The sequence below is a fragment of the Dyadobacter psychrophilus genome (genome assembly GCF_900167945.1).
GTDB classification, from domain to species: Bacteria; Bacteroidota; Bacteroidia; order Cytophagales; family Spirosomataceae; genus Dyadobacter; species Dyadobacter psychrophilus.
On the sequence record NZ_FUZA01000003.1, the window covers coordinates 278,899 to 304,883 of the forward strand.

Genomic DNA, 25,985 nt, shown 5'->3' on the forward strand with positions numbered 1-25,985 from the left:
CGGTTAAGAAGTACAACATTGCGTACGAAAGACCGGAATATTACAAAGAGTTGATACATTTAGAAGACAACTTCAAGTATACTGGTGAAAAGATTGATTAAAACCATATTACTCTTATTATTTGCGTGCATGGTTTTTATCTTGCTTTGTAACCTCTGGGTTGTCTATTGCACAAGGCAGTACAATTACTTTTCAATCGAAAACCTGCCTTCGAATGATGTGGCGTTGGTGTTGGGAACCAGCAGAAATTCGGAAAAAGGAAAAGAAAACCTTTTTTTCAAATATAGAATGGAGGCCACTGCCAGGCTTTTTAAGGAGGGCAAGATTAAATACATTATTTTAAGCGGAAATAATGATTCACAATATTATAATGAACCGCTTGACATGCAAAGAGCGTTACTGAACCTGGGAATCCCCGAAAACGTGATGACACTGGATTATGCAGGGTTCAGGACCTTCGACTCAATTATCCGTTGCAAAGAGGTTTTTAATCAAGACAACTTTACAATCATTTCGCAGAATTTCCATAACGCACGAGCATTATATATAGCTCATAATGAGGGAATTAATGCAATATCCTTTGCAGCGCAGGATGTGCCGGACGGTTATTCATTACGCACATTAGTCCGCGAGTATCTGGCACGACCCAAGGCGGTTCTGGATGTTCATATTTTGCGTCCGGCGGCAGATGTTACCTCAAATAATGAGATAAGAAAAAAATGAGAAATTGGAATGAGGGAAAAATTCTGCCACACGCGTCGATTCATAAATCCAGCTTGAAAAAAACATTACTATACTTCGTTTTGATTGTTCTGATTGGCTGCAGCAAATCTTTTTCGCAGACGACTTACACGATCAAAGGAAAAATCACAGACGCAACAACCGGGGATGCCATTCCTTTTGCCAATGTTGGAATAAAATCTTCATTATCAGGCGCCACAACCAATTTCGATGGTTTTTATCAAGTTACGTTCACGCCTCCCGCAGACTCTATTCTGGTCACTTATGTAGGTTATGAGAGCAAAAGCAAGCCGATCAAACCGGATGTAGCTGAGCAAATCATTGATATACAGCTTTCTCCCGGCACATTGCAGCTAAGAGAGGTAAAAATATTTGCGGGCGAAAATCCGGCCTATGCAATCATGCGTAAGATCGTGGCTGGCAAGAATAATAACAACACCGAGGAGCTCGACGCCTACGAATACGAAAGCTATAATAAGATCCAGATTGATATTGACAACCTTTCTGAAAAATTCAGGAACCGGAAGTCTGTCAAAAAAATGACCCATATCGTTGATAAATACGATGAAGTGAAGGGTGAAAATGGTGAAACGATCATTCCGATTTTTATATCTGAGTCAGTATCAGATGTTTATTACCGCCGCAATCCGAAGAAAAAAAAGGAAATCATTAATAAAACCAAAGTTTCCGGAGTGGGCTTAACAGACGGAAGCCTTGTTTCCCAGGTGATCGGATCTTCGTTTCAGCAATATAATTTTTATAATAACTGGCTGAATATCCTGGATAAAGACTTTGTTTCCCCTATTGCCGACAGCTGGAAAGTTTACTACGAATATTATCTGTCCGACAGTGTAAAAAACGGAGAGAAATACGATTATCAAATTGATTTCGAGCCAAAACACGAACAGGATCTGGCATTTACGGGCTCCTTCTGGGTGGACGGCGACACCTATGCTTTGACGCAAATGGACGTAAGTGTGGGCAAGCGTGCGAACTTGAATTTCATTGAAAAAATAAAGATTCAACAGTCCTATGAATTCTTTGAAGAACAAAATGAATGGGTAACTTCCAAAACGCGCGTGCTGATCGATGTGGACGAGCCCACGAAGCAGACGGCCGGAATGTTACTGAAATTTTATTCTGCCAATTCGAAATACAAGATCAATAACCCGCGTGATCCTAAATTTTACGACACGGCCATCGAGCTCAAAGAGGATTATATGCAGCATGATTCAACCTACTGGCAAAAGAGTCGCCCGGAGGCATTGAGTTCTGCGGAATTGCTGTCATTCCAACTGGTTGATTCCCTGAAAGTGCTGCCCGTTGTAAAAACATACACAGAGATCCTCAACATTTTTGTGAACGGCTATAAGCGCATTGATAAATGGAACATTGACGTCGGTCCGTATTTGTTTTTGTATGCTAATAACAACATTGAAGGCCATCGCGTAAGGCTTGGCTTCAAAACAGATCCGGGATTTAGCCGGAAATGGATTTTTAACGGTTACGGAGCATATGGAACGAAGGATAAAGCATTCAAATATGGCGCCGGAATGGACTACATTTTTGACAGAAAACCCTGGACCATTGGCGGCATTTCCTATTCCAAGGATTTGGAAAGGCTCGGGCTTTCTGCCGAAACAATAGGCCCAAACACATTATTTGGCGCATTCTCCCGGTTTGGAACGTTTCGCAGGGCTTACTGGCAGGAAGATATTTCTGCGTATTTCAAAAGGGAATTGGTCAAAGGTTTGACGGGCAGCATCCAGATCCGCCACCGCGATTTCAGGCCGTTATTTGATTTCACTTACCGGACCAATCCCGGGGCGGGCATCGAATCACCGGTCAAAAGCACCTTTGATATCACTGAAATAAATCTCGAAACGCGGCTGGCTAATAAAGAAACATTTCTCCAGAATGATAATGAACGCATCAGCATGGGCAATGGCAACTCGCCGGCTTTTACATTGCGTTACACGCTGGGAATCAGGAATTTTTTGGGCGGTGATTTTAATTATAACAAATTCTCTTTCAACATTAAGCAGAGCTTTCGCTTTGGTGTCATCGGCAGGACTTATTATAATGTTACATTCGGTCTGATCCCCTCCACACTGCCCTACCCCTTGCTTTATACGCCGCTTGGGAATGAGTCGCTTTTTTATGTTGATAATGCATTTAACCTCATGCGTTACTTCGAATTCATGAGCGACCGATACGTTTCACTGCGCATGGAGCACAACTTTGAAGGCTTTTTATTGAACAGGATTCCCGCGATCAAGAAACTCAAACTGCGGATGCTGGCAACCGGAAAATTGTTTTACGGAAGCGTGAGCGACGCGAATCTTGCATTATCCACGACCCAGGATGAGTCGGGCAATGAAGTTCAGGTGTTTAATAAATTGAAAGACCGGCCTTATGTTGAGCTTGGTTACGGGATTGATAACATTCTGAAATTTGGCCGCGTGGATTTTGTGCACAGGCTAACTTACCTCAGCAATCCAAATGTTACGCCCTTTGCAGTGAAAATTTCCTTCTGGTTCAGTTTATAAGCCTTTTAGATGCGTTTCAGATCTTTCGACGCATAGGTTAGATGCACCAACTGCCCTACTTCCATATCCATCCGGTTTCTATAAAAGGACAATTTTTCCTTTTTTGAATTGATGCAACGTATTTCCCAGTGGTTTCCATGGAACCGGATCGCCTCCACTTTGCCTTGCCACCTGCTTTTTTCAGGACGTTTTGTCGGCTTGATTTTTTCTGGGCGGATATAAAATTGTTTGATATTCGCCTCATCAGCAAGCCAGTTAATGTCGCCTGTTAACTCGGCCACATAACTATCGATTGGCTGGTTATAAACCTCCTGCGGCGTCCCTATCTGGATAATTTTTCCTTCCCGCAGCACCGCTATCCGGTCCGACCACGCCAATGCATCGGCGGCTTCGTGCGTTACAAAAACGCACGACATTTTTTGCTGTCTGCGCATGGTTTCAATGGCGCTTGCCAAAACGCGGCGATTATGGTTGTCTAAATGCGCGAATGGCTCGTCGAGGAGCAAAACGTCCGGCTGCTCAGCCAATGCTTTTGCGATCGCAGTCCGCTGTTTTTCACCACCTGATAGCAGCTTGGCTTTCTGGTTTTTGACATATTCCAAACCCGTGACCGAAAGCAGCTCATTCACTTTTTCCTTTCTATAACCAGCATCATAAAAACGCAGCGAGTAAGCAATGTTCTCTTCAACCGTCTGGTTAGGAAAAAGCTCAAATTCCTGGTGAATGAGTTTGATAGATTCGTGGCCGGGAATAAGCTCGCCACTTACAGGTTTTAATTCTTGTTCTTTAAAAACGACCTGACCTTGATCCGCATCCTGGAAACGTCCCAGAATGCGAAGCAAGGTGCTTTTACCCGACCCGCTTTCACCCAATATACCAAGCCATTCTCCGGCATTGAGCTGCAAATCAATGTCTGACAGAACCGGTTTTGCACCAAAGCTTTTCGTTAGGGATTGCGCGCGCAGGGTAATTGTGTCTTTTTTCATTATGCCCAGGTAATCTTGCTTTCCATCGGTGTGCGACGGGCCGGTGCTTCCGGTGCATCGTGGTAACCCATGAAATATAATCCCAGGCATTTCTGGTTTTCGGGGATGCCTGCAAATTTGGCCAAAAGGTCAAGGATGGCAGGACTGCTCCAATAAGAACCGATTCCGTAAGCAGTGGCAGTTAGCCACATGTTTTGCACAGCGCAAGCCACAGAAGCCGTTTCTTCCCATTCAGGAAGTTTATCAGGATGCAATTCCGCGCAGATCAGCACTACAACATTGGATTTGAGCACTTTCTCTCCTGCCGCGTCATATCTCGCTTGTGAAAACGATTCAGGAGGCGTTACTGTGCGATATCTTTCTGTGAAAAATCCGGCAAGCTTGTTCAGGCTTTCGCCTTTATAAACCACAAAACGCCACGGCTCTGTTAATTTATGGGTTGGGGCATAGTTGGCATTTTCAAGAATTGTCAACAGAACCTCCTCAGGAATGTCTTTTTCAATATAACTGGGCGGAAAAATACTGCGTCTGTTACGGATTACGTGATTTACTGCCTCAACTGTTTGTTCCATTACAATAAAATTTACTTCTGATTTGTCAAAAAAACAAAGCTAGCAATCTGTAATTAAAATTTACCAACATCTAGCACAACTTTGCCGTTAAACAATTAATTTGGGCGGCTCCTTGGTGAAATGCGCTAAATTGGCCACAATAAATTTCACTTCAACCAACCTGACACAATATGCTTGTTACTACTACGCCGAATATTGAGGGTAAAAAAATCACAAAATACATTGGTTTGGTGAACGGGGAGGCCATTATTGGTGCCAACTTTTTCAAAGATTTTCTGGCCGGGATCCGGGATGTGGTGGGCGGTCGCTCGGGCTCATATGAGCAAGGCCTGCGCGAGGCCAAAAGCATTGCGATCCGCGAAATGATGGATCAGGCCCAAAGATTAGGAGCCAACGCCGTGATTGGTGTTGACATTGACCTGGAAACCATTGGCGGAAATAGTTCGATGCTGATGGTCAGCGCGAACGGAACTGCAGTTTGCTACGAATAGTCAGAAATGCTGCTCTATCAGAAAACTTCTCTGGCGATCTGCGCCACGTTATCCGATTTTCCCATTGTATAAAAGTGAAGCACAGGCACACCATATGCCATTAATTCTTTGCATTGGTGTATCCCCCATTCGATTCCCACCTTACGCACATCTTTATCCGTTGCACATTTTTCAACTTCGCTAACGAGTTCTTTTGGAAATTCGAGGTGGAAAATATCCGCAAGCACGGTTAGTTGTTTTTTGGTAGCCAAAGGTTTCAGGCCTGGAATGATCGGCACGGTAATGCCCTCTGCACGGCATCTTTCCACAAACTGGAAGAATTTTTGGTTATCAAAAAACATTTGGGTTACTATATAATCAGCGCCCAGTTCCACTTTTTTGCGTAAATGCGCGTAGTCTGTGTCAAAGCTCGTTGCATCGAAATGCTTTTCAGGATAACCCGCTACGCCAATGCAAAAATCGGTTGGCCACATTTCCGTCTCAGCATTCAGAAGCTTTCCCTGGTTCATATCATGCACCTGTTTCACCAATTCCGAAGCATACGAATGCCCGCCTTGTTTTGCTTTGAAAACGCCCGCAGACTTTTCAGCATCGCCACGTAAAACCAGCACATTGTCTATTCCAAGATAATGCAGATCGATCAACACATCTTCGGTCTCATCCTTTGTGAAACCGCCGCATATAATGTGCGGGACCGCATCTACATGAAAACGCTCCATTAACCGGGCACAAATGCCCACGGTGCCTGGTCTTTTACGAACGGGAATGCGCTCGATCAGTCCGTCCTGTCCAACCCTATCAATTAGTTCTTCGCGGTGATAGGTAACGTCAACAAATGGCGGTTTAAATTCCATCAACGGTTCGATGGAGTTAAGCAACTCATTGATGTTCTGCCCTTTTAATGGTGGGATGATTTCGATGGAGAAAAGTGTTCTGCCTTCTGCCTGACGAATGAACTCGGTAACTTTGGTCATGAAAAGATTTGGTGTGTTCCGTTGCGGGCACAAATAAACAAAAAAAATGGCCTACCGCATAACAGTAGGCCATTCCACGTAAACCCTCCTCTATCAGTGTTCGTCAAAAATGTTATTGGGTGTCTGACAGGGCGTCAGTCCCAGGCAACAATTTGCTTGACTGAATACTAATAACTAAAATTCTGTGCCAAATTATTAAACAAACCGAAAGACACAAAAATATATCAAAGTTTTTTTATAAAAATGTAGATTATTTACTACAAAAAACGCGATTGATCCTGTTATTTATACCTATCTGAACATTCATTAAACCCAACACTGTCTAATTATTCGCCAAATCCGGGAATTCATTCCCCAATGTTTTACCACTAACCCTTATGGAGCGATTTGACGCGTCATTTCAATGTGTTGGATGTCATCTTCGAGGTAAATATCGCTCGATTGTAAGAAACCGAACGAACCGTAAAATTTCTTCAAATACAACTGTGCGCCAATCCGAATTATGGATTTACCATACAATTCCTCGACTTTTTTAATAGACTCATTTAGCAGCTCAATCCCGTAGCCCATCCCTCTGCCCTGCCCCGAAACAGCGATCCGGCCAATAGATGCAAACTCATAGGAAACGCCGGGAGGCACAATGCGAGAAAAGGCCATTAGTTTTCCGTCCCGGTAGCCAGACAAATGATGTGATTTCTGATCTTTGCCGTCCAGGTCAAGAAAGCAGCATTTTTGCTCTACCACAAAAACATCGTTTCGCAACTGCAGGATGTCGTAAAGTTCGTGCGTGGTCAATTCGCCAAATGTCTTGAAGCGCCAATCTAATTTCAGATCCATCTGTAACAGTTGTCTTGAAAGAATATATTTTTACCTGATTTAAATCGTCTTTTATAAATTTGCAGCGAATTAACAACATAACATTTTACAAAGCTAAGCATGGGAAGAGCTTATGAATATAGAAAAGCGCGGATGTTCAAGCGTTGGGACAAAATGGCCAAGACCTTCACGAGGATTGGAAAAGATATTGTCCTTGCCGTAAAAAGCGGAACCGCTGATCCTAATACAAACGCAAGGCTTAGGGTTCTTTTACAAAACGCCAGGGCCGCAAACATGCCCAAAGACACCGTAGAAAGGGCGATCAAGCGCGCCACATCCAAAGACCAGGAGGATTACAAGGAAATGGTTTACGAAGGTTACGGGCCCCACGGCGTGGCGATCCTGGTGGAAAGCACGACCGACAATCCTACACGGACCGTTGCCAATGTACGAAGCTACTTCAATAAGCTCGGCGGCAGTCTTGGTACAATGGGCATGCTCGACTTTATTTTTGACCGGAAATGTATTTTTAAGATTAAAAATACGGGTTCAAAGGATTTGGAAGAATTCGAATTTGAATTGATCGATGTAGGCGGCGAAGAGGTTTTTCTGGATGAAGAAACCAACCTGATCAACATTTACGGTGAATTCACCGCATTTGGCGCTTTACAGCATTATCTGGAAGAAAACGGTTACGAGATCGTGGAGGCGGACTTTGAACGCATTCCAAATGACACCAAATCGCTCAGCGACGAAGAGGTTGCGGAAGTGGAAAAACTGATCGAAAAGATCGAGGACGATGACGACGTGCAGCGCGTTTACCACAACATGGGTTAATGCAGCGCGATAATTTCGTGTTGCCGTTTCATAAATTCAAATTTGTCGCCGGGCCGTTTTCCTAGCAGCGACGCGCCAACAGGCGAGGAAGAAGAGACTGCTATAACGGTCTCTTCTTCTATTTTTACGGCTCCCAGGCTCACAGCGACAAAAAACCAGCCGGCCGTTGTTTCCAGCAATGACCCGACCGTAGCCCGGGCAGAAACTTCATTTTCATGTATTTTCTCTAAAACCAATCGTTCTTGTCGAACCTGCTCATATTGTCTCGCATGCATATTCCGGTCGAGCTGCCCCATGGAGCGGGAGGTTTCATATTTATCACCCATTGAGCTTTTTCCCTGATCATTTGCTGACGACTGCGCCGCTTCCATCGCATTCCATGCCACCATCATACGCTCTTCCAAAAGTGATTTTATATAGGTTATCAATGCAGCCTTATTCATTTTATTGCAACTTTTTTAGTCGATATTTTAACCAGGCAAAACCCTGGCAGCGTCCCAAAGATAGTCAGCAGTGTCGAAGAAATAGGGATGGGAAATTTCCAAATGCGTTTTCGCGTTGCCAGCTTCCTTATTATCTTTGCCAAACTTTCTTGAATACCAACAATGACAAAACTTTCGGTCCGGCACTTACTTGGAATTAAAAACCTGAACGAGAATGACATTCATACCATCTTAGACACGGCAACGCAGTTCAAGGACGTCATTAACCGGCCCATCAAGAAAGTCCCATCGCTCCGGGACATTACCATCGCAAACGTTTTTTTTGAAAATTCCACGAGAACAAGGCTTTCTTTTGAGCTAGCGGAAAAGCGTCTTTCTGCTGATGTGGTAAATTTTTCTGCCTCGGGAAGCTCGGTAAAAAAGGGTGAAACGCTGCTGGATACGGTCAATAATATCCTGGCTATGAAAGTGGATATGATCGTGATGCGCCACAGCAGCCCGGGAGCGCCACATTATCTTTCAACGCGCATTCCCGCGAATGTTGTGAACGCCGGTGACGGCACGCACGAGCACCCAACGCAAGCATTACTGGATGCTTTTTCAATGCGTGAGAAACTGGGAGATCTTACAGGCAAGAAAATCGCGATCATTGGAGACATTACCCACTCACGTGTTGCGCTTTCCAATATTTTTTGTCTGCAAAAATTAGGAGCGGAAGTGATGGTTTGCGGTCCGTCCACATTGATCCCCAAGCATCTGGATGAACTGGGCGTAAAAATCAGTCATAATGTAAAAGAAGCATTGCAATGGTGCGACGTCGCAAACGTGCTACGCATTCAACTGGAACGCCAGCAAATCAAATATTTTCCCTCATTGAGGGAATATTCACTGTATTACGGCATTAACAAGGCAATGCTGGATGATCTGAACAAAGAAATCGTCCTTATGCACCCTGGCCCGATCAACCGTGGAGTTGAACTTTCATCAGACGCAGCCGATTCAAGCCATTCTATTATACTAAATCAGGTTGAAAATGGGGTTGCCGTGCGGATGGCGGTGCTTTATCTGCTTGCACAGCAGTAATTCAGCATCTTACCTCTTTTCTTTTTGCTCCTAACCGGCCTGCGTCCCAAACTTTTTGAATATAATCAGGCGCATAAGGCACTTTGCAAGCCGTATTACCCATATTGACCTTCACTTTCCCAATCCTGCCCCCGATGGCCATCGCCTTCTCTGCCGACGGTTTATAATAAGATCCAACTGCAATCAAAAAGCCATTCATTACATAGCGGACCTGGTTGGGCGCGTCATGAATTTCCTTTTCTACACGGTCTAGCAGCCCGTCAATTTCCTCTTTATCAATATTTTCATCAGGCGTAAGGGCCATCAGGCAACTGAATGTAGACCAACCCGCATCAGCCGTCAATTCCTTATCTGATTCAATCCATTTCCGGGCCATTTCGAACCCATATGGACTCTCGGCAGCATTCCAGGCAACAGTGTATTCACTGATCATGTGCCAGGGCGCGCGTTCAATCCATTCATCCAGCACCTCGGGCGTTAGCAAGGACGGGTTTGACATTAATCCGGCCAGATACATGGCATCCGAATTGCCCGTATTATAAAGTTCAAGTGCGAGCTGGTGGTTGTTTTTATGTTTTTTCAAAATCGGCTTCATATCACCGATCTTCACACCGTACATAGGCTCAACGCCTCCATGATTCCGGAATGTTTTCAGAGTTTGTTCGCTGCCCAGCGCCGCCAGCTGGTTCATAACTTCCTTGACCTGGTTCATCATACGCTTATTATTTTTAGTACAAAATATAACAATTTTAGATAAAACTTTACCTTTACCCGCATCCATAAAATCGATTTCTGATGATCCATACAGAAGGAATGCTTCGCGACGATGCGCTGAAAAACAAGACGATTATTTTTACGGGTGGCGGCACGGGATTGGGAAAATCAATGGCCAGCTATTTTCTAAAATTAGGCGCCAACATTGTCATTTGCAGCAGACGGCTCGAAGTGCTCGAAAAGACTGCGAAGGAATTGGAAGAAACCATCGGAGGCAACATTCTGGCCGTCGAATGCGACGTCCGCAAAACAGATCAGATTGAAAATGTGATTGCAAAAGCGATCGAGAAATTCGGAAGCGTGAACGGTTTGGTTAATAATTCCGCAGGAAATTTCATCAGCCCAACTGAAAGACTATCTTACAAAGCGGTCGATGTGGTTGTCGATATCGTCTTGCGCGGAACATACTATTTCACGCTCGCATTGGGCAAATACTGGATCGAAAACAACATTAAGGGAACGGTCCTGAACATTTCAACAACGTATGCATGGACAGGTTCGGGCTGGGTGGTTCCTTCTGCGATGGCAAAAGCGGGCGTACTGGCCATGACAAAATCGCTCGCTTTTGAATGGGCAGATCACGGCATAAGATTGAATGCAATCGCGCCAGGCCCGTTCCCCACCAAAGGAGCCTGGGAGCGGCTTTTTCCGGAAGAGCTCGCTAAAAAATTCTCCTTCGAAAGCCGCATTCCACTGGAACGTGTAGGCGATCATCAGGAGCTGGCTAATCTTGCAGCCTACTTAATGTCCGATTTTTCGGCTTATATGACGGGAGAGGTGATTACCCTGGATGGTGGCGAAGTGTTAGCGGCCGGACAGTTCAATTTCCTGAAAGAAGTTACTGACGATCAATGGGATGCGATTGAAGATCAGATCAAAAATGCCAATCGTGCGAGTAAGAAACCAGAATAAAAATTTTCTTACCGTTTTATTGGGTAATTTTACCTGTTCGTTCGTTATTTGACAAATGATGAAAACATGTACATGAGAACTACTTTAAGCTTTTATATCTGTGTTTTAACTGCCTCGGTGCTGGCTGGATGTGCGTCATCCAACAAGCCCATGAAGCAATTGCCGGAAGCCCAGGTTCGCCCAACACAGCAATCTGCGCCGATTAACGAAGAACTTTCCCTGATTGCCATCCAAAGTAAATATTTGTTAAAAGACACCACGCAGACAAAAGTTTATTTGTACGTGGACGCTTTCAAAGGTAAAAACCCAATTTCCCCCGCTGATTTTATCAAGCTTTACAACCTTAATTATGTCATTTATTCCGATTATGGAACGCGTGACCGCCTTGGTTATGGCAATGTAAAGCTGGATTCATCGAATGTTTCTCAGGTTGGCCAGAAAATTGTTGTTTCTTATGACATTAAGAGCCCCGATAAGGAGTATGGCGTTTTGCTTAGTGAAATTAGTCAGACCGGAACATTAAAAAAGGTCCTTAACGATCTGACAATCAGGTTTAAAAAACAGGGCGTGAATGAAACATACGGCGTTTACACTGCCAATAGCAGCCAGCCTTTGCAACGGCATTATATCAATTCCAATGAGCCATTTACATTGAAAAAAGCAACCGGCGGAAGTGAGCAACTGCACGTATATTACTACAATCACGATTTCGAAGCAGCGGGTTCTCCCATGAACATTGCCCCGAAAAATGTAAGCAAATCACTTGAAGTTGACAGCTCTTTCACGATCAGTTCCGGCCAGCAGCTGACATTCACGAAGGAGGGCCTGTATAACATTTTTGCAGACACTACACAGTCGGAAGGATTAGGTGTACTCGTTGTAAATGAGCGCTTTCCAAAGATGACCCGTCCGCAAAATCTGCTCGGACCATTGCTTTACATGAGCACAAACAACGAAATTAACGAGATCAAAAAAGCAGAGGATTACAAAAAAGCTTTGGATAAATACTGGCTCCAATTAATGAACGGAAATGCTCCTTTGGCGCAGCAGTCCATTCGTTCATTTTACGGTCGGGTTGAGGAAGCAAACCAGCTTTTTACTACATATAAAGAAGGGTGGAAAACCGACAAAGGCATGATTTACATTGTGTTGGGCCCACCAGACAAAGTTCAGCGCAGCAAGGACCGGGAAGTTTGGACTTACGATCAACGCGGCAATGCGCAGAACGTCAATTTTACATTCAATAGAAAAAACAATCAATTTGTGGATGATCATTATGAACTGGTTCGCTATGCCGAATACCAGCCTATTTGGTATCCAGTAGTAGAAGCATGGAGAAACGGAAGTATACGGTAAGAAAACCCGCCCCAAGACAGTCCCAGGCCGACATGGTTTTTGGTACACAGTCTGTACTGGAAACCCTTCGTTCGGGCAAAGAAATAGAACGATTATTCATTCAGAGAGAATTTGGATTAGCTGAGATTGAGAAACTTGCCAAAGAACTTGGCGTTCCTTTTCAGCGCGTCCCGGTTGAAAAGCTCAACCGTGTAACACGGAAAAATCATCAGGGCGTTATTGCTTTCGTATCTCCGATCCAGTATATGCCGCTCCATAATGTGCTTACGCAGGTTTATGAAGAGGGCAAAACGCCATTATTGCTTCTATTAGACAGAATCACCGACGTACGAAACTTCGGAGCCATAGCCCGAACGGCAGAATGTGCTGGTGTACAGGCGCTTATAGTGCCGACAAAAGGCGGAGCGCAGATCAATGCAGATGCAATGAAAACATCATCCGGCGCACTGAACTTCCTACCCGTTTGCCGCGAACCAAACTTGTATGAAACATTACAATATCTCCGTAACAGTGGCTTACAGATCATTGCCTGCACAGAAAAAACAGAAAAATCACTCTACGAAATTGACTTTTCTATCCCAACGGTAATCATTATGGGTTCCGAGGAAGACGGTATTTCAAAAGAATTTATTCAACTAGCAGATTCCGGAGCAAGGATCCCGCTGAACGGACAAGTAGAGTCGCTGAATGTTTCTGTTGCGAGTTCGATTGTGTTATACGAAGCTGTAAGGCAGCGGATAAAGTAACATTGAATTCTATGCTTATCAGCCTGAGCGGAGTCGAAGGCGCGCTACTCCTTGGTAACGCGCCTTCGACTCCGCTCAGGCTGACAAGAATTAGTATTTACTGCCGGAAACTCTTCATTATCCAGCCGCCGCCTACAACATCATCGCCTTCATAAAAAACAGCAGCTTGCCCTGGCGCAATGCCGTTGACACCATCATGGAACCTCGCCACGATTTTATCAGGTTCGATTTGCTCGATGATAGCTGGCGTTCCGTCGTGTTTGTAGCGTACTTTGGTAACGGTTTCCAAAGGTTTTTCAAGTGAAGCGTATTTTTGCAGGTTTAATTTGCTGACATACATTCCGTCCCTGAAAAGATCTGGTAAATCGCCTAAAACAACTTCATTTGTTTCTTTCCGAATCTCGGTAACAAAAGCAGGCTTACCCAAGGCAATGCCTAATCCTTTGCGCTGACCGACTGTATAAAACGGATAACCTTCATGTTTTCCAACGATCGTGCCGTCTTCAAAAACGAAATTTCCACCAGCAACTTCGGCTTCAAGCCCTGGAATTCTTCTTTTCAAAAATCCACGGTAATCATTATCCGGCACGAAGCAGATTTCATAGCTTTCTGATTTGTTGACCAAATCAATAAAACCTCTTTCCCGCGCCATTTCACGGATTTCTGATTTATGCAGATAACCTAATGGCAGTTTGGTTCGAGCAAGACTTTCCTGCGAAACGCCCCACAAAACATAACTCTGATCTTTCCAGCTGTCAATGCCTTTTGAAACATAATGACGGCCGTCGTGGAATTGCATATTGGCATAATGCCCGGTCGCGATAAATTCACAATCCAGGCGATCTGCTCGTTTCAATAGAGCATCCCATTTAATGTGCGTATTGCACAAAACGCATGGATTAGGCGTGCGCCCTTCCAGGTATTCTCCGGTAAAATGATCAATTACGTAATCGCCGAATTCGGCGCGTATGTCGAGAATATAATGAGGAAAGCCTAATTCAACCGCGATATTTCGGGCGTCGTTGATGGAGTCGAGAGAACAGCATCCGGTTTCCTTTTTGGTTCCACCGCTGCTCGCGTAATCCCAGGTTTTCATGGTCATGCCGATGACCTCATAACCTTGTTCATGTAACATAACAGCTGCAAGCGAGCTGTCGATGCCGCCACTCATGGCGACCAAAATACGTCCGTGTTTGCTCATTCCGGTAATCTGCAAAGGTTGAATGCCTTCCGATTTTGTTTAAGTTGAAAATTGGTAACAGCATTTTTCAGCCGTCAGGTTCCGCAAAGGTAACATTAATAACTCGCAGCGCCAATTTGACAAAAATCCCTAAGCATTCACCTGCCTGATCACATTCTTGATATTCAATTCAATAATGTCCGTCATACTCTCACACCGATGATATTGATTGTCTGAATAATGCCTAAAAAGCCCTTCCCGAAGCTGGTGAATGTTATCAATGGTCGAAATGTTGTCCTTAATCGACACGTCGCGGAGTTCTTTGAGGCGGTATCGCTCACTTCGTGCCTGATACATGATAGAGGATTGTTCTTCCTGCTGATATTGCAGGACCGTTTTATCTGTCAAATATTCCATTGCCAGCTCAACATAAGGACGGTTTTCTTTAAAAAATTGAGGCATATACACTTTAATATTGCCTTCATAAAACTGCTGATCGAAATCAATGGCGCGCAGGCGAAACTGGAAATCGTCAAAATCCGGGGTTATCTGCATCACGAAATTGTAGGAGCGCATGTCGCCCAGCAGCGTAATCATGCAGCGTTCGTTGAATTTTACGAATTCTTTTGCAATGCGGATGGGGTTGTAATCGGGTTCGCGCAGGCGCGTTTTTGCAAACTCGTCGCCAGGGATTCCCGCAATGTGCTCTTCGATCAGGCTGTCACCATCGACCAGATAATTGACCTGGTTCGGAGAAAAAATCTCTTCCAGTTCCAGTCCGTAAATTCTGGACGCGTCGGCTCTTTTGACATAAAAATAGTCGTAAATGTCGTTGAGCCGGTTTACAATCTTGATCCTGAACGGATTAGAGTTTCCAAATTTGCAGTAATCAATGCGGTCAATGTATTTGTGTTCGACAATGCGGAGATTACCCGAGGCTTTTAGCATCGCATAAGCCTTTTTCAGGCCGCTATGCAGCCGGTCTATTTCGTGAGGCGGATAAAGCGGACTTTCCCAAAGTGTATCCCGCCCATTTTTATCCATCACAGGAAACGACTCGTAAAAATTAAGCAGATCGTGATAGCCCACAGGCAATTTGGCATCACGCTGGTAAAAACGCAAATATTTCCGCAGCTCAGCGCTAACGGGATAAATTGGTTTCTTCTTTAAAATCTTGACATCACCTTGTTCCATACAGGAAGTTAACATTTATTCATGAAAAAAAAGGAGAAGCGCAAAACCACGCTTCTCCTTTTCCTATGATGAAAAACCTCTTAATTCATGATCATATTATGCGGATCAATGACAAACTTCTTAGCCGCGCCTTTGTCAAAATCCCTGTAACCTCTCGGCGCATCCTGCAAAGTAATCACCTCCACATTCACCGCTTTTGCAATTTTGATCTTGTCATATAAGATCGCATTCATCAGCGAGCGATGATATTTCATAACCGGACATTGCCCCGTATAGAAAGAGTGGGATTTGGCCCAACCCAGTCCGATACGAATGCTCAAACTGCCTTCCTGGGCAGCCTTATCTTTCGCACCCGGATCGCCTGTTACATATAAACCCGGAATTCCAATAGCGCCGCCCGCGCGTGTAACGGCCATTGCCGTATTTAAAACAGTTGCCGGCATTTCAGTTCCGGCGTTAGAGCCATGCCCACGCGCTTCAAAACCCACACAGTCAACAAAGCAATCCACTTCCGGAACGCCTATAATAGCTGCAATCGCCTGTTCCAATGGTGTGTCTTTGGTGAGATCAATTACTTCACAGCCAAAGCTTTTGGCCTGATCCAGCCTTTCCTGGATCATATCACCTACGATTACGACGGCAGCACCCAGCAAATGGCAGGAAGCTGCGCAAGCCAGGCCCACAGGTCCGGCCCCGGCAACGTAAACGATGGAGCCTGGTCCGACACCGGCCATTACCGCCCCGTGAAAACCGGTTGGAAAAATATCCGAAAGCAACGTTAGATCTTTAATATAAGCCATTCCCTGATCTTTATCGGGAAATTTCAGCAGGTTAAAATCGGCATAAGGCACCATTACATATTCTGCCTGACCGCCTACCCAACCACCCATATCCACATATCCATATGCAGCCCCAGGTCGTGCGGGGTTCACATTTAAGCAAATTCCCGTTTGTCCGACTTTGCAATTGCGGCATCTCCCGCAGGCAATGTTAAAAGGAACGGAAACCAGGTCACCCACTTTAATATACTCCACATCCCTACCCGCTTCAATCACAATCCCGGTGATTTCATGGCCCAGAACCAATCCGGCTGGTGCCGTTGTACGCCCGCGGACCATGTGCTGGTCACTGCCGCAAATGTTGGTTGACACAATCTTCAAAATAACACCGTGTTCGCATTTCCTGTCCCCCAAAGCCAGTTTGGGATACTCAATCTCCTGAATTTCAACCTCGCCCGGCTTGATGTAGGCAACTCCATGGTTTTGACACATAGTAATGATTGGTTAAGTTTAGAAATAATCGGTTTTGCAATATTTTTTATGGGTTAATTTCAAATTTAACAAAATTCCTCGTTTACAAGACAATTGATTAAATTAGAGGTGACATTATTGTGAAAGGTTATGGCATTATATGGTTTGGCGGTGTGTGGTGGCAAAAGTTCGCGAATGGGCTCTGATAAAAGCCAGCTGCAATATTTCGGAATTCCGCAAGCTGACCGTGTCCTGAATGTATTGTCGCCACTTTGCGAAGATGTATTTTTATCTTGCAACAGCTCACAATCCGCAAATTTCGAAAATCATAAAATTATAACGGATTTGCCTGCATACCAGGATATTGGGCCTATGGCTGCGCTGCTCTCTGCTTTTGAAATCTACCCAAATGCCGATTTTCTGATAGCTGGCTGCGACTATCCCTTTATAACCACCGAAGTTTTTCGTGGTTTTCTTTCATCCATTCAAAAAGTACCGGTTGCCGCTGCATTTTACAATGTGGAGGGAACGTACGAGCCATTACTGGCTTGGTATGCCAGGGAGGCAGCGCCCCTGCTCTTTGAACGGTTTGAAAGCGGACGATATAGTTTGCAGCATTTTCTAAGAGAAATTAATGCTGAGAAATACATTCCTGAGTCCGAAAATATAATGCTCAGTGTGGATACGCCCGAGATTTGTGAAAAGGTTCAGGCGTTACTTAATGTTCACGATGATAAATAAGCAAATGGAAATCAGTGCGATAAGGCAGCAGCGAATAAAAATAGTCACCACAGGGGAATGTCGGGATGCGGAAGACGATCTGGCGGTGGAAGAGCCGCTGGAAATTCAGCTCGGATTTACTGAATCGGGAAAAAGAATAAAAAAAAGCATTTCCGTGACAATGCGGACTCCCGGCAATGACGATGAGCTGGCGGTTGGCTTTCTGTTCACAGAAGGCATTATTACCGAAAAAAGTCAGGTTAGTGCGGTTAAAAGTGATGTTTTTGACGACAACAAAGTCATTGTGAATCTCGCTGATGATTTCGCGCCGGAGATCAATTCGCTGGAACGAAATTTCTACACAACGTCCAGCTGCGGTGTTTGCGGAAAAGCAAGCATTGATGCGATCAAAACAGTTTCGGTTTATCAAGATCAGGATAATGTGTTGCTTGCGAGCAAACAGGTGATCTTTGCATTGAAGAACAGGCTCCATGCGCAACAAAGGATTTTTGAAAGCACCGGTGGCCTTCACGCTTCCGCGCTTTTTGACTTGAATGGAAATTATATTAAACTCCGGGAAGATGTGGGCAGGCATAATGCCTTGGACAAGCTGATTGGCCATGCATTGTTGAATGACCTGCTCCCTCTTGCTGATCGAATCCTGCTTTTAAGCGGAAGAGCGAGTTTTGAACTCATTCAAAAAGCCGGAATGGCGGGGATAAAGATCGTTGTGGCGATTGGCGCGCCGTCCAGTTTGGCAGCGAAGTTGGCCGAAGAGAGTAACATTACGCTCATCGGTTTTTTGAAAAATGATAAATTCAATATTTACTCCGGCTTCGAACGGATTTCAGCATTATGAAAATACGCATTCAACGCAATTCTGTGCGTTTCAGATTAAGCCGGACCGACATTGAAAAGTTGACTTTCGAAGGTTATTTGGAAGAAGTGACGTCTTTTGGTGATGCCAGTTTTATTTATGCTGTAAAAAAATCCAATGATGTTTCGGAGCTTTCCGCAGAATATCTCAATGGTAAAATTTTGCTCCGGATTCCCGAACATTTAACCACTGGCTGGGCGGATAATAATGTTGTCGGCTATGATGGAGAAATGTCCTTTGGCAATAACGAAAGTTTGAAACTGTTAATTGAAAAAGATTTCAAATGCCTGGACAATGTTACTGAGGACCAGTCGGATAATTATGAAAACCCCGCAAAAACCTGCTAATCATGCCCAATGACCAGAGTACAATTCCGGGCGCCGAAAATCCCGAAAAGCTGACCGGGCTTCGCAAAACGGAGATCAAAAAAGTGGCCGCGGGGATTCCTGCGGTTGTTTCGAGTTTTCAGAAAGTCGTTGGCGAGGCAGGTGTGCAACGAGGAATGAAGGCCCTTTTCAACCTGAACAAAAAGGGCGGTTTCGACTGTCCTAGCTGCGCCTGGCCCGATCCGGACGATGAGCGTTCGGGCATTGCCGAATATTGTGAGAATGGTGCGCGGGCGGTTGCGGAAGAAGCGACATTGAAAAAGCTGGATGCCACGTTTTTTGCGCAAAACGCTGTAGAAGAGCTGGGTAAACTTTCAGATTTTGAGATTGGGGGAAAAGGACGGATTGCGGCACCCATGTTTTTACCAGCAGGTGGAAAGTTTTATCAGCCTATTTCCTGGAAAGCGGCCTTTGAAAAAATAGCCTTAGAACTCAACCGCTTAGCATCGCCCGATGAGGCCATTTTTTATACTTCCGGCCGCACAAGCAATGAAGCAGCGTTCCTGTATCAGCTTTTTGTTCGTGAATTCGGCACCAATAATCTGCCCGATTGCAGTAATATGTGCCATGAAAGCAGTGGCGTTGCATTGGGAGAATCGCTGGGCATTGGCAAAGGCTCGGTGAAGCTGGATGATTTTTATGAAGCTGAGGTCATTATGATCCTGGGCCAAAATCCGGGGACCAATCATCCGCGGATGCTCACTGCATTGCAAAAAGCAAAAGCGAACGGTGCGACGATTATTTCAATTAATCCCCTACCTGAAACGGGTTTGATGGGTTTCAATAACCCGCAGACCGTGCAGGGAATTCTGGGTAACAATGCGGCATTGACCGACATTTTCCTGCAAGTGAAAATCAACGGGGACCTGGCGTTGTTGAAAGCCATTGAAATTTTGCTACTAAAAGAGGAAGAAAGCAACCCGGGAATGGTGTTCGACCGGAATTTCATTGCCAATAACACCGAAGGGTACACGGATTTTATTGCTCATTTGAAAGAACAGAATGCGGAAGAGCTGGCGCGGCTGAGCGGGATTTCATTTGCCCAGATTCAGCAGGTTGCGCGTGTTCTGGCAGGGAAAAGCAAGATCATTGCCTGCTGGGCTATGGGCCTTACCCAGCACAAAAATGCAGTGGACACTATTAAGGAAATTGTAAACCTGCTTTTGCTGAAAGGCAGCATTGGTAAGCCTGGCGCAGGAACTTGCCCTGTCCGCGGCCACAGCAATGTGCAGGGCGACAGGACAATGGGGATCTTCGAAAGGCCTTCTGAAAAATTTCTTCATGCTATTGAGCGCAATTTTCATTTTACTACACCAAAAAAACACGGTTATGATGTTGTAGAGTCCATTAAAGCCATGCATCAAGGCTCTGCAAAGGTATTTTTCGCAATGGGTGGCAACTTTTTGAGTGCAACACCGGACACAAGGTTCACGGCTGAGGCGCTCAGTAAATGCCGCCTGACTGTGCACGTTTCCACAAAGCTGAACCGGAGCCATCTGGTAACGGGTGAGCAGGCATTGATCCTTCCTTGCCTCGGGAGGAGCGATATGGACATGCATAAGGACGAAAACAGGTTTATCTCCTGCGAAAATTCAATGGGCGTGGTGCAGCTTTCAAAAGGTGTTTTGCCTCCTGTTTCGGATCAATTACTAAGTGAGCCGGTGATCGTTTGCAGACTTGCTAAGGCCGTTTTGGGACGAAAAAGTCAGATTAACTGGGACATTTATGCCGAAGATTATGACATCATCCGCGCAGACATTGAACGGACGATTCCAGGTTTCGAAAACTACAATGAGCGTGTCCGGATGCCCGGCGGTTTCTATCTGCCCAATTGCAACCGGGACGGATATTTTGACACATTATCTCAAAAAGCACATTTCAATATCGGTGTTCTCCACGATCCTGGGCTGAAAGAAGATGAACTGATGATGATGACGATCCGGAGCCACGACCAGTTCAACACGACTATTTATGGCTTGAATGATCGTTACCGGGGCATTCACAACGAGCGGCGTGTTATTTTGATGCATGAAAACGACATCGCAAAACGGAAGCTGAAAAGCGGCGATATCGTGGATCTCTACAATCATTACGATGGAATTGAACGGGTTGCGTACAAATTTGTAGTTGTTCCCTACCCCATTCCCGAAGGTTGTACTGCAACTTATTTCCCGGAGACGAACGTTCTCGTGCCGATCAACAGCGTAGCCGACAAAAGCAACACACCCACTTCCAAAATGGTTATTTTGACCATTCGTAAACATTTGAATGTGCTGAGTCATTAAATTGCGGTTTATTCCTGAACTCCTGAAAATAGTAACTCTTTGAAAACCACCTTTCTGATTATTTCGGCTGCAATTGCATGCGTTATCCTGTCTGCATTTCTCCCCAAACCACCTGCAAAACCGAGCATTGCGGACGTGCCTGACAGCACGCGCTTCACCCATATGATGCTTGCGCAAGGCCTGGACGAGCCTATGCAAATGGCCATTTTGCCTGATCTGGACGTCATTATTGTGGAAAGGAAAGGAGATGTGAAATTTTACGACGCCAAAGAAAAACAGATCAAAACCATTGCGCATATCAATGTTTACAGTGGTATTGAAGACGGTTTACTAGGCGTTGCTGCGGATCCTGAGTTTGAGAAAAACCATTGGATATATCTCTATTATGGACTGGCCGGTGACCGGAATGTAAGTCAGCTCAGCCGTTATGATTTCATTGATCAGAAATTAGACCTCAATTCTAAAAAAGTGCTGCTGGAAGTGCCGACCCAACGCACTTATTGCTGTCATTCAGCAGGTTACCTGACCTTTTCCGACGGCCTGTTATATCTTTCAACGGGCGATAACACCAATGCAGAAGATATTGAAGGGCATAACCCAACTGATGAACGACCAGGCCGGCAACTGTCGGATGATCAGGGAACAACAGCCAATAGTAAAGATTACAGGGGCAAGATTCTGAGGATTAAACCTCTTTCTGACGGCACTTACGCGATTCCGGACGGTAATCTTTTCCCAAAAGACGGCTCTCTGGGCCACCCTGAAATATACGTGATGGGCTGCCGTAATCCGTTCCGCGTTTCTGTCGACCCGAAGACCAAATTTGTTTACTGGGGTGATGTAGGGCCCGATACGAACGTGCCTGCGGAAGAAGGATTTTTAAGTTATGATGAGATCAATCAGGCCAGAAAACCCGGCTTTTTTGGTTATCCTTATTTCTTAGGCGCTAATGAGGCTTTTCCAAAATATGATTTTGAAACAAAAAAAGAAGGCCCGAAACAAGACCCTGCGCGCCCGGTCAACAATTCACCGAATAATACCGGAATTAAAGAACTTCCGCCCGCTCAGCCCGCCATGATCTGGTATGGAAAGGGCGAATCGAAACGATGGCCAATGGTAGGCAAAGGCGCTGCTAGTGCCATGGCCGGGCCGGTTTATTACAGCGATCTTTACCCAAATGCCAAATATAAGCTGCCTGATTATTACAACGGAAAGTTGTTCATTTATGAATGGATCAGGAAATGGATAATGGCTGTGACATTGGATAAAGATGGAAATTACGTGAGTATGGAGCCATTTTTGCCACATTTAAAGGTTATCGCGCCTATGGATATGCAAATTGCACACGATGGGGCCATTTATATGCTCGCGTATGGCACAAATTGGTTTGCAAAAAACACCGATGCGGGACTTATCCGCGTGGAATATTCGGAAGGAAACCGCAACCCGATCGCCAACATTCAAGCTGATAAGACCATTGGCGCGGCACCGCTTACAGTAACATTATCCGCTTCGCAATCAAAGGATTATGACAAAGATGATAAGTTAACATTCAACTGGAAAGTTGCGGACAAAACATTGAAAGGAGCGGAGATCAAGCACACATTTAGTAAACCGGGCATTTACAATGTTGCACTTACAGTGTCGGACCAGGCGGGTGGTGCGGGTATTGCAACGGCGCAAATTAAAGTGGGCAACTCGCCGCCGGATGTGACCATCAATACGGCTGCAAACCGCACTTTTTACTGGGATAATGTCCCGTTTGATTATAAAGTGGTTATAAAAGATGCTGAGGACAAAGCGCCCGAGTCCAAAAATATTAAGCTTGTATTTGACTATCTGCCTATTGGAAAAGATTACGCGGCTGCGCTTTCGGGTGCAAGCCATGGGAACCTGCGTTATGCGGCCGCCGAAACATTTTACGCCTCTTTGGATTGCAAATCATGCCATACCATGGATTCCAAGTCCATAGGGCCTGCATTGAAGGAGATTTCAAAACGTTATGCGATAAAAAATGGCGCGGCAGAATTGCTTGCTGACAAAATCATCAAAGGCGGCAGCGGCAACTGGGGAACCTACCCTATGCCTCCGCATCCGGATCTGACAACATCGCAATCCCGTGAACTGGCCGGCTACATTTTATCATTAACAGGTGAAAAGCCCTCATTGGCAACGCAGGGCAACATTCAACTCGTTGAACACCTGGGACTAGGAAACGAAGGTGCATATGTGCTTGCTGCGAATTATACTGATAAGGGTGCCAACGGAATTGAACCATTGAAAGGAAGCGCTTTTGTGGTTTTGAAAAATCCGCTGGTTCAGCTTGAAGATTTTGACAAAGGCAATGTCAGTGTATCAATCGGCACAAAAAACAATGGATTTGTAACCTCCGTCCCAGCTGGAAATGGCAAGTTTGTAAGTTTCACCAACATTGATCTGAACCACATTAAAAAAATAAAATTCAGGGTACAGGAAGATGGCGAGGGGGGAACATTGGAAATCCGGCAGGGAAGTGTTGAAGGGCCGTTGCTGGCATCATTAGTGATCGATGGCGGAAAATCAAAAGACGTTAAAGCGGAATGGAATGAGCTTGGGACCGACATTAAACCGACTAACAAACAGACTGATATTTTCCTGGTTTTTAAAAACCCCGACAAGAGCAAAAAACTGCTTTTTTACATAGACTGGATGTATTTCGAAAGGTAATCAGTCCTGAAACTTAACATTAAGCTAACGCCGCTGACCAAAACAAGCTTTAATTTTCGAGTCTGCTTTGGAAAACGGTTCAGGGTAAATCCAGGTTAGCATGTTCTTTTTATATTAGTCCAAATTCAAAAAAATGAAAAAATTCTTATCCATTATTGCAGTCGGTTTGCTTAGTCTGACCGCTTTTGAAAGCATGTCTCAAAACAAGAACAAAGTCATTGCGCACCGCGGTGCGTGGAAAAATACTGGCGTAACAGAAAATTCCATCGGCGCATTGGAGCATGCGATCAAGCTGGGCTGCTATGGAAGCGAATTTGACGTGCATATGTCGGCGGATTCGGTGATTTATGTACTTCATGACCACGCAATCAAAGGAACACACATTGAAAAGACCAGTTCTCAGGAGCTTTCGCAGATCAAGCTGGAAGACGGAACTGCATTGCCGACACTGGAAGCTTACTTGAAAGCGGGTGCAAAACAAAAGAAAACGCGTTTGATCCTTGAAATAAAAACCTCTTCGATGGGTAAGGAGCGTTCGCTGGCATTAGCCACGAAATGTGTCGAAATGGTCAAAAAATTAAAGGTGGAACACATTACAGACTACATTGCATTTGATTTTGATGTTTGTAAAAAAGTGAAAGAACTGGCGCCAAAAGCACACGTTGAGTATCTGAACGGAGACAAAACGCCGGACGAAATTCAGGCTGCCGGCCTCGACGGCATTGACTATAACCAGGGCGTATTGAAGAAAAAGCCCGAATACATTGCTGCTATCCGCGACAAAAAACTCACAACCAATGTCTGGACGGTAAATGATGAAGAATCAATGAAATGGTTCCTGGAAAAAGGCGTCGATTACATTACAACTAACGAGCCGGAACTGCTTTTAAAAATTACAAAATAACATTGCAAGGAAATAAAAAGCGCCGCTTAGAGAAATCTCCAAGCGGCGTTTTTTTATGTCCTAATGCTTTTTTTCTGTTTAAATTTTCAAATCCTGGCAGTTTGCAATTTGCCATTCGTTTCTTGCCAGGCCCTGATCACTTGTGTAAGCTGTTTATACTCGATCAAAAAGCCATCATGTCCATATAATGAGTCAATTTCCTGAAAAACAGCGTCCGGAATGTGCCGGGCCAGGAATTGTTGTTCGGATAAAGGGAACAGTAAATCGGATTTGATGCCTAGCACCAAGGTTTTGGCCTTCACCAAACCCAATGCATGCACGATCCCGCCACGGTTACGACCCACGTTGTGTGAGTCCATTATCTTGGAAAGCGTCCAATACGAATATGCATTGAACCGCTTCACGAACTTATCGCCCTGATATTGCTGGTAAGAAGAAGCCCGAAAATCATCGATCTGATCGGGATTATCGCGCGCCTGCGTAAAATTATAAGTATCGTAATTTCTGTACGAAAGCAATGCGATAGACCTCGCAGCGCGCATGCCCATGCTTCCCGCTTCATCCGTGCCGTCATTAAATGTCGGGTCTGCCTCGATTGCCATCCGCTGTGATTCGTTAAAAGCAATGCCCCAGGGAGAATGCAATGCGTTGGAAGCGATTATGATGAGTTCTTCAAAAAGATCCGGCACCTCCACCGACCATTCCAGCGCCTGTTGGCCACCCAGCGAGCCGCCGATACAAAGCTTGATTTTCCTGATCTCCATTTCCTGTCTCAGCAAATCCATCGCACCGACGACGTCGCGAACGGTAATAGTCGGAAATGTTCTGTAAAAAGGTTTATGCGTCCGTGGATTAATGCTCAACGGGCCTGTCGAGCCATACGCCGATCCCAGCACATTCACACAAACGATGAAATATCTGGCAGGATCAAAAAACTTATCGTCACCTACCAGGCCATCCCACCATTCTGCGGCGTTGGAACTGCCTGTTAATGCGTGACAGATCCATACAATGTTACTATTGTCGGCATTTCGCGTTCCATAAGTGGTATAGGACAGTTCAAAGCCCGGTAATTCACCGCCCATTTCCAACGCGTAGGCGTAAGGATATTTAAATGTTCTCTGTTCCGCTTGCATAAGTGCCTGAGCACAGGATTTAATTCAAAAATTTAACAGACTGTTCCATGGAATCCACAGAGCAGAT

The 25,985-nt window shown here is 45.0% G+C and carries 24 protein-coding genes; 14 read left to right on the top strand and 10 right to left on the bottom strand.

Annotation, left to right across the window (positions count from 1 at the left end; all coding sequences use genetic code 11):
* The first annotated feature begins 129 nt into the window (after window positions 1-129).
* Complete coding sequence (locus B5X68_RS14985) at window positions 130-723, top strand: SanA/YdcF family protein (protein ID WP_082215558.1); 594 nt, start codon at window positions 130-132, stop codon at window positions 721-723.
* Complete coding sequence (locus B5X68_RS14990) at window positions 720-3,290, top strand: DUF5686 and carboxypeptidase-like regulatory domain-containing protein (protein WP_082215559.1); 2,571 nt, start codon at window positions 720-722, stop codon at window positions 3,288-3,290. The genes B5X68_RS14985 and B5X68_RS14990 overlap by 4 nt, the downstream gene beginning before the upstream one ends.
* 5 nt (window positions 3,291-3,295) lie before the next feature.
* Here B5X68_RS14990 and B5X68_RS14995 read toward each other — a convergent pair whose 3' ends face one another.
* Both B5X68_RS14995 and B5X68_RS15000 read right to left on the bottom strand, forming a co-directional pair.
* Window positions 3,296-4,276, bottom strand: coding sequence for an ABC transporter ATP-binding protein (locus tag B5X68_RS14995; RefSeq protein ID WP_082215560.1), 981 nt, complete (start codon window positions 4,274-4,276; stop codon window positions 3,296-3,298).
* Window positions 4,276-4,848: a nitroreductase family protein gene (locus B5X68_RS15000; protein ID WP_082215561.1), complete on the bottom strand. Its 573-nt coding sequence runs from the start codon at window positions 4,846-4,848 to the stop codon at window positions 4,276-4,278. The genes B5X68_RS14995 and B5X68_RS15000 overlap by 1 nt, the downstream gene beginning before the upstream one ends.
* 170 nt (window positions 4,849-5,018) lie before the next feature.
* Between B5X68_RS15000 and B5X68_RS15005 the strand changes: the two genes are divergently transcribed.
* Window positions 5,019-5,339 (top strand): heavy metal-binding domain-containing protein, encoded by a 321-nt coding sequence (locus B5X68_RS15005; protein WP_082215562.1) that lies wholly within the window; start codon window positions 5,019-5,021, stop codon window positions 5,337-5,339.
* Between the two features lie 17 nt (window positions 5,340-5,356).
* Here the strand turns inward: B5X68_RS15005 and metF are convergent, their stop codons facing one another.
* Window positions 5,357-6,313, bottom strand: a complete 957-nt coding sequence (gene metF / locus B5X68_RS15010) for a methylenetetrahydrofolate reductase [NAD(P)H] (RefSeq protein ID WP_082215563.1) — start codon at window positions 6,311-6,313, stop codon at window positions 5,357-5,359.
* 375 nt (window positions 6,314-6,688) lie between these two features.
* Window positions 6,689-7,150 carry a GNAT family N-acetyltransferase gene (locus B5X68_RS15015; RefSeq protein WP_082215564.1) on the bottom strand — a complete coding sequence of 154 codons (462 nt, stop codon included), beginning with the start codon at window positions 7,148-7,150 and terminating at the stop codon, window positions 6,689-6,691.
* A gap of 99 nt (window positions 7,151-7,249) precedes the next feature.
* On the opposite strand from B5X68_RS15015, the gene B5X68_RS15020 reads away from it, so the two are divergent.
* Window positions 7,250-7,966, top strand: coding sequence for a YebC/PmpR family DNA-binding transcriptional regulator (locus B5X68_RS15020; RefSeq protein WP_082215565.1), 717 nt, complete (start codon window positions 7,250-7,252; stop codon window positions 7,964-7,966).
* Here the strand turns inward: B5X68_RS15020 and B5X68_RS15025 are convergent.
* A complete protein-coding gene (locus B5X68_RS15025; protein ID WP_082215566.1) occupies window positions 7,963-8,409 on the bottom strand; it encodes a transcription elongation factor in 447 nt (148 codons plus the stop codon). The two genes, B5X68_RS15020 and B5X68_RS15025, sit on opposite strands and share 4 nt — an antisense overlap.
* Window positions 8,410-8,571: 162 nt before the next feature.
* Here B5X68_RS15025 and B5X68_RS15030 point away from each other — a divergent pair, with 162 nt between their 5' ends.
* Window positions 8,572-9,492 (top strand): aspartate carbamoyltransferase catalytic subunit, encoded by a 921-nt coding sequence (locus B5X68_RS15030; protein ID WP_082215567.1) that lies wholly within the window; start codon window positions 8,572-8,574, stop codon window positions 9,490-9,492.
* A gap of 1 nt (window position 9,493) precedes the next feature.
* On the opposite strand, the gene B5X68_RS15035 is transcribed toward B5X68_RS15030, so the two are convergent.
* A complete protein-coding gene (locus B5X68_RS15035) occupies window positions 9,494-10,207 on the bottom strand; it encodes a DNA alkylation repair protein (protein ID WP_229208428.1) in 714 nt (237 codons plus the stop codon).
* Window positions 10,208-10,287: 80 nt separating this feature from the next.
* On the opposite strand from B5X68_RS15035, the gene B5X68_RS15040 reads away from it, so the two are divergent.
* From B5X68_RS15040 to rlmB, 3 genes are all read left to right on the top strand, one after another.
* Window positions 10,288-11,178 carry an SDR family oxidoreductase gene (locus B5X68_RS15040; protein ID WP_082215568.1) on the top strand — a complete coding sequence of 297 codons (891 nt, stop codon included), beginning with the start codon at window positions 10,288-10,290 and terminating at the stop codon, window positions 11,176-11,178.
* 150 nt (window positions 11,179-11,328) lie between these two features.
* Window positions 11,329-12,534: a GWxTD domain-containing protein gene (locus tag B5X68_RS15045; RefSeq protein ID WP_082215764.1), complete on the top strand. Its 1,206-nt coding sequence runs from the start codon at window positions 11,329-11,331 to the stop codon at window positions 12,532-12,534.
* Window positions 12,510-13,280 (top strand): 23S rRNA (guanosine(2251)-2'-O)-methyltransferase RlmB, encoded by a 771-nt coding sequence (gene rlmB, locus B5X68_RS15050; protein ID WP_082215569.1) that lies wholly within the window; start codon window positions 12,510-12,512, stop codon window positions 13,278-13,280. Before B5X68_RS15045 ends, rlmB begins: the two co-directional genes overlap by 25 nt.
* A 97-nt stretch (window positions 13,281-13,377) precedes the next feature.
* On the opposite strand, the gene mnmA is transcribed toward rlmB, so the two are convergent.
* From mnmA to fdhA, 3 genes are all read right to left on the bottom strand, one after another.
* Window positions 13,378-14,481, bottom strand: a complete 1,104-nt coding sequence (mnmA, locus tag B5X68_RS15055; RefSeq protein WP_082215570.1) for a tRNA 2-thiouridine(34) synthase MnmA — start codon at window positions 14,479-14,481, stop codon at window positions 13,378-13,380.
* 129 nt (window positions 14,482-14,610) lie between these two features.
* Entirely contained in the window at window positions 14,611-15,654 is a 1,044-nt protein-coding gene (locus tag B5X68_RS15060) for a hypothetical protein (RefSeq protein ID WP_082215571.1), read from the bottom strand.
* Window positions 15,655-15,734: 80 nt separating this feature from the next.
* Entirely contained in the window at window positions 15,735-16,925 is a 1,191-nt protein-coding gene (fdhA, locus tag B5X68_RS15065) for a formaldehyde dehydrogenase, glutathione-independent (RefSeq protein WP_082215572.1), read from the bottom strand.
* A 129-nt stretch (window positions 16,926-17,054) separates the two neighbouring features.
* On the opposite strand from fdhA, the gene mobA reads away from it, so the two are divergent.
* The 6 genes from mobA to B5X68_RS15095 all read left to right on the top strand — a co-directional run bounded on the left by mobA (window position 17,055) and on the right by B5X68_RS15095 (window position 24,782).
* Complete coding sequence (gene mobA, locus B5X68_RS15070) at window positions 17,055-17,645, top strand: molybdenum cofactor guanylyltransferase (RefSeq protein ID WP_082215573.1); 591 nt, start codon at window positions 17,055-17,057, stop codon at window positions 17,643-17,645.
* Complete coding sequence (gene fdhD, locus B5X68_RS15075; RefSeq protein ID WP_082215574.1) at window positions 17,635-18,483, top strand: formate dehydrogenase accessory sulfurtransferase FdhD; 849 nt, start codon at window positions 17,635-17,637, stop codon at window positions 18,481-18,483. The genes mobA and fdhD overlap by 11 nt, the downstream gene beginning before the upstream one ends.
* Complete coding sequence (locus B5X68_RS15080) at window positions 18,480-18,848, top strand: DUF7009 family protein (RefSeq protein ID WP_082215575.1); 369 nt, start codon at window positions 18,480-18,482, stop codon at window positions 18,846-18,848. Before fdhD ends, B5X68_RS15080 begins: the two co-directional genes overlap by 4 nt.
* 2 nt (window positions 18,849-18,850) lie before the next feature.
* A complete protein-coding gene (locus B5X68_RS15085) occupies window positions 18,851-21,172 on the top strand; it encodes an FdhF/YdeP family oxidoreductase (protein WP_082215576.1) in 2,322 nt (773 codons plus the stop codon).
* A gap of 39 nt (window positions 21,173-21,211) precedes the next feature.
* On the top strand, window positions 21,212-23,878 hold the full coding sequence (locus B5X68_RS15090; protein WP_229208431.1) for a PQQ-dependent sugar dehydrogenase: 2,667 nt from the start codon (window positions 21,212-21,214) through the stop codon (window positions 23,876-23,878).
* A 133-nt stretch (window positions 23,879-24,011) separates the two neighbouring features.
* The gene (locus B5X68_RS15095) at window positions 24,012-24,782 is read left to right on the top strand and encodes a glycerophosphodiester phosphodiesterase (RefSeq protein WP_082215577.1); all 771 of its coding nucleotides are present in this window, start codon (window positions 24,012-24,014) and stop codon (window positions 24,780-24,782) included.
* An 86-nt stretch (window positions 24,783-24,868) separates the two neighbouring features.
* On the opposite strand, the gene metX is transcribed toward B5X68_RS15095, so the two are convergent.
* Complete coding sequence (gene metX / locus B5X68_RS15100) at window positions 24,869-25,918, bottom strand: homoserine O-acetyltransferase MetX (protein ID WP_082215578.1); 1,050 nt, start codon at window positions 25,916-25,918, stop codon at window positions 24,869-24,871.
* Between the last annotated feature and the right edge of the window lie 67 nt (window positions 25,919-25,985).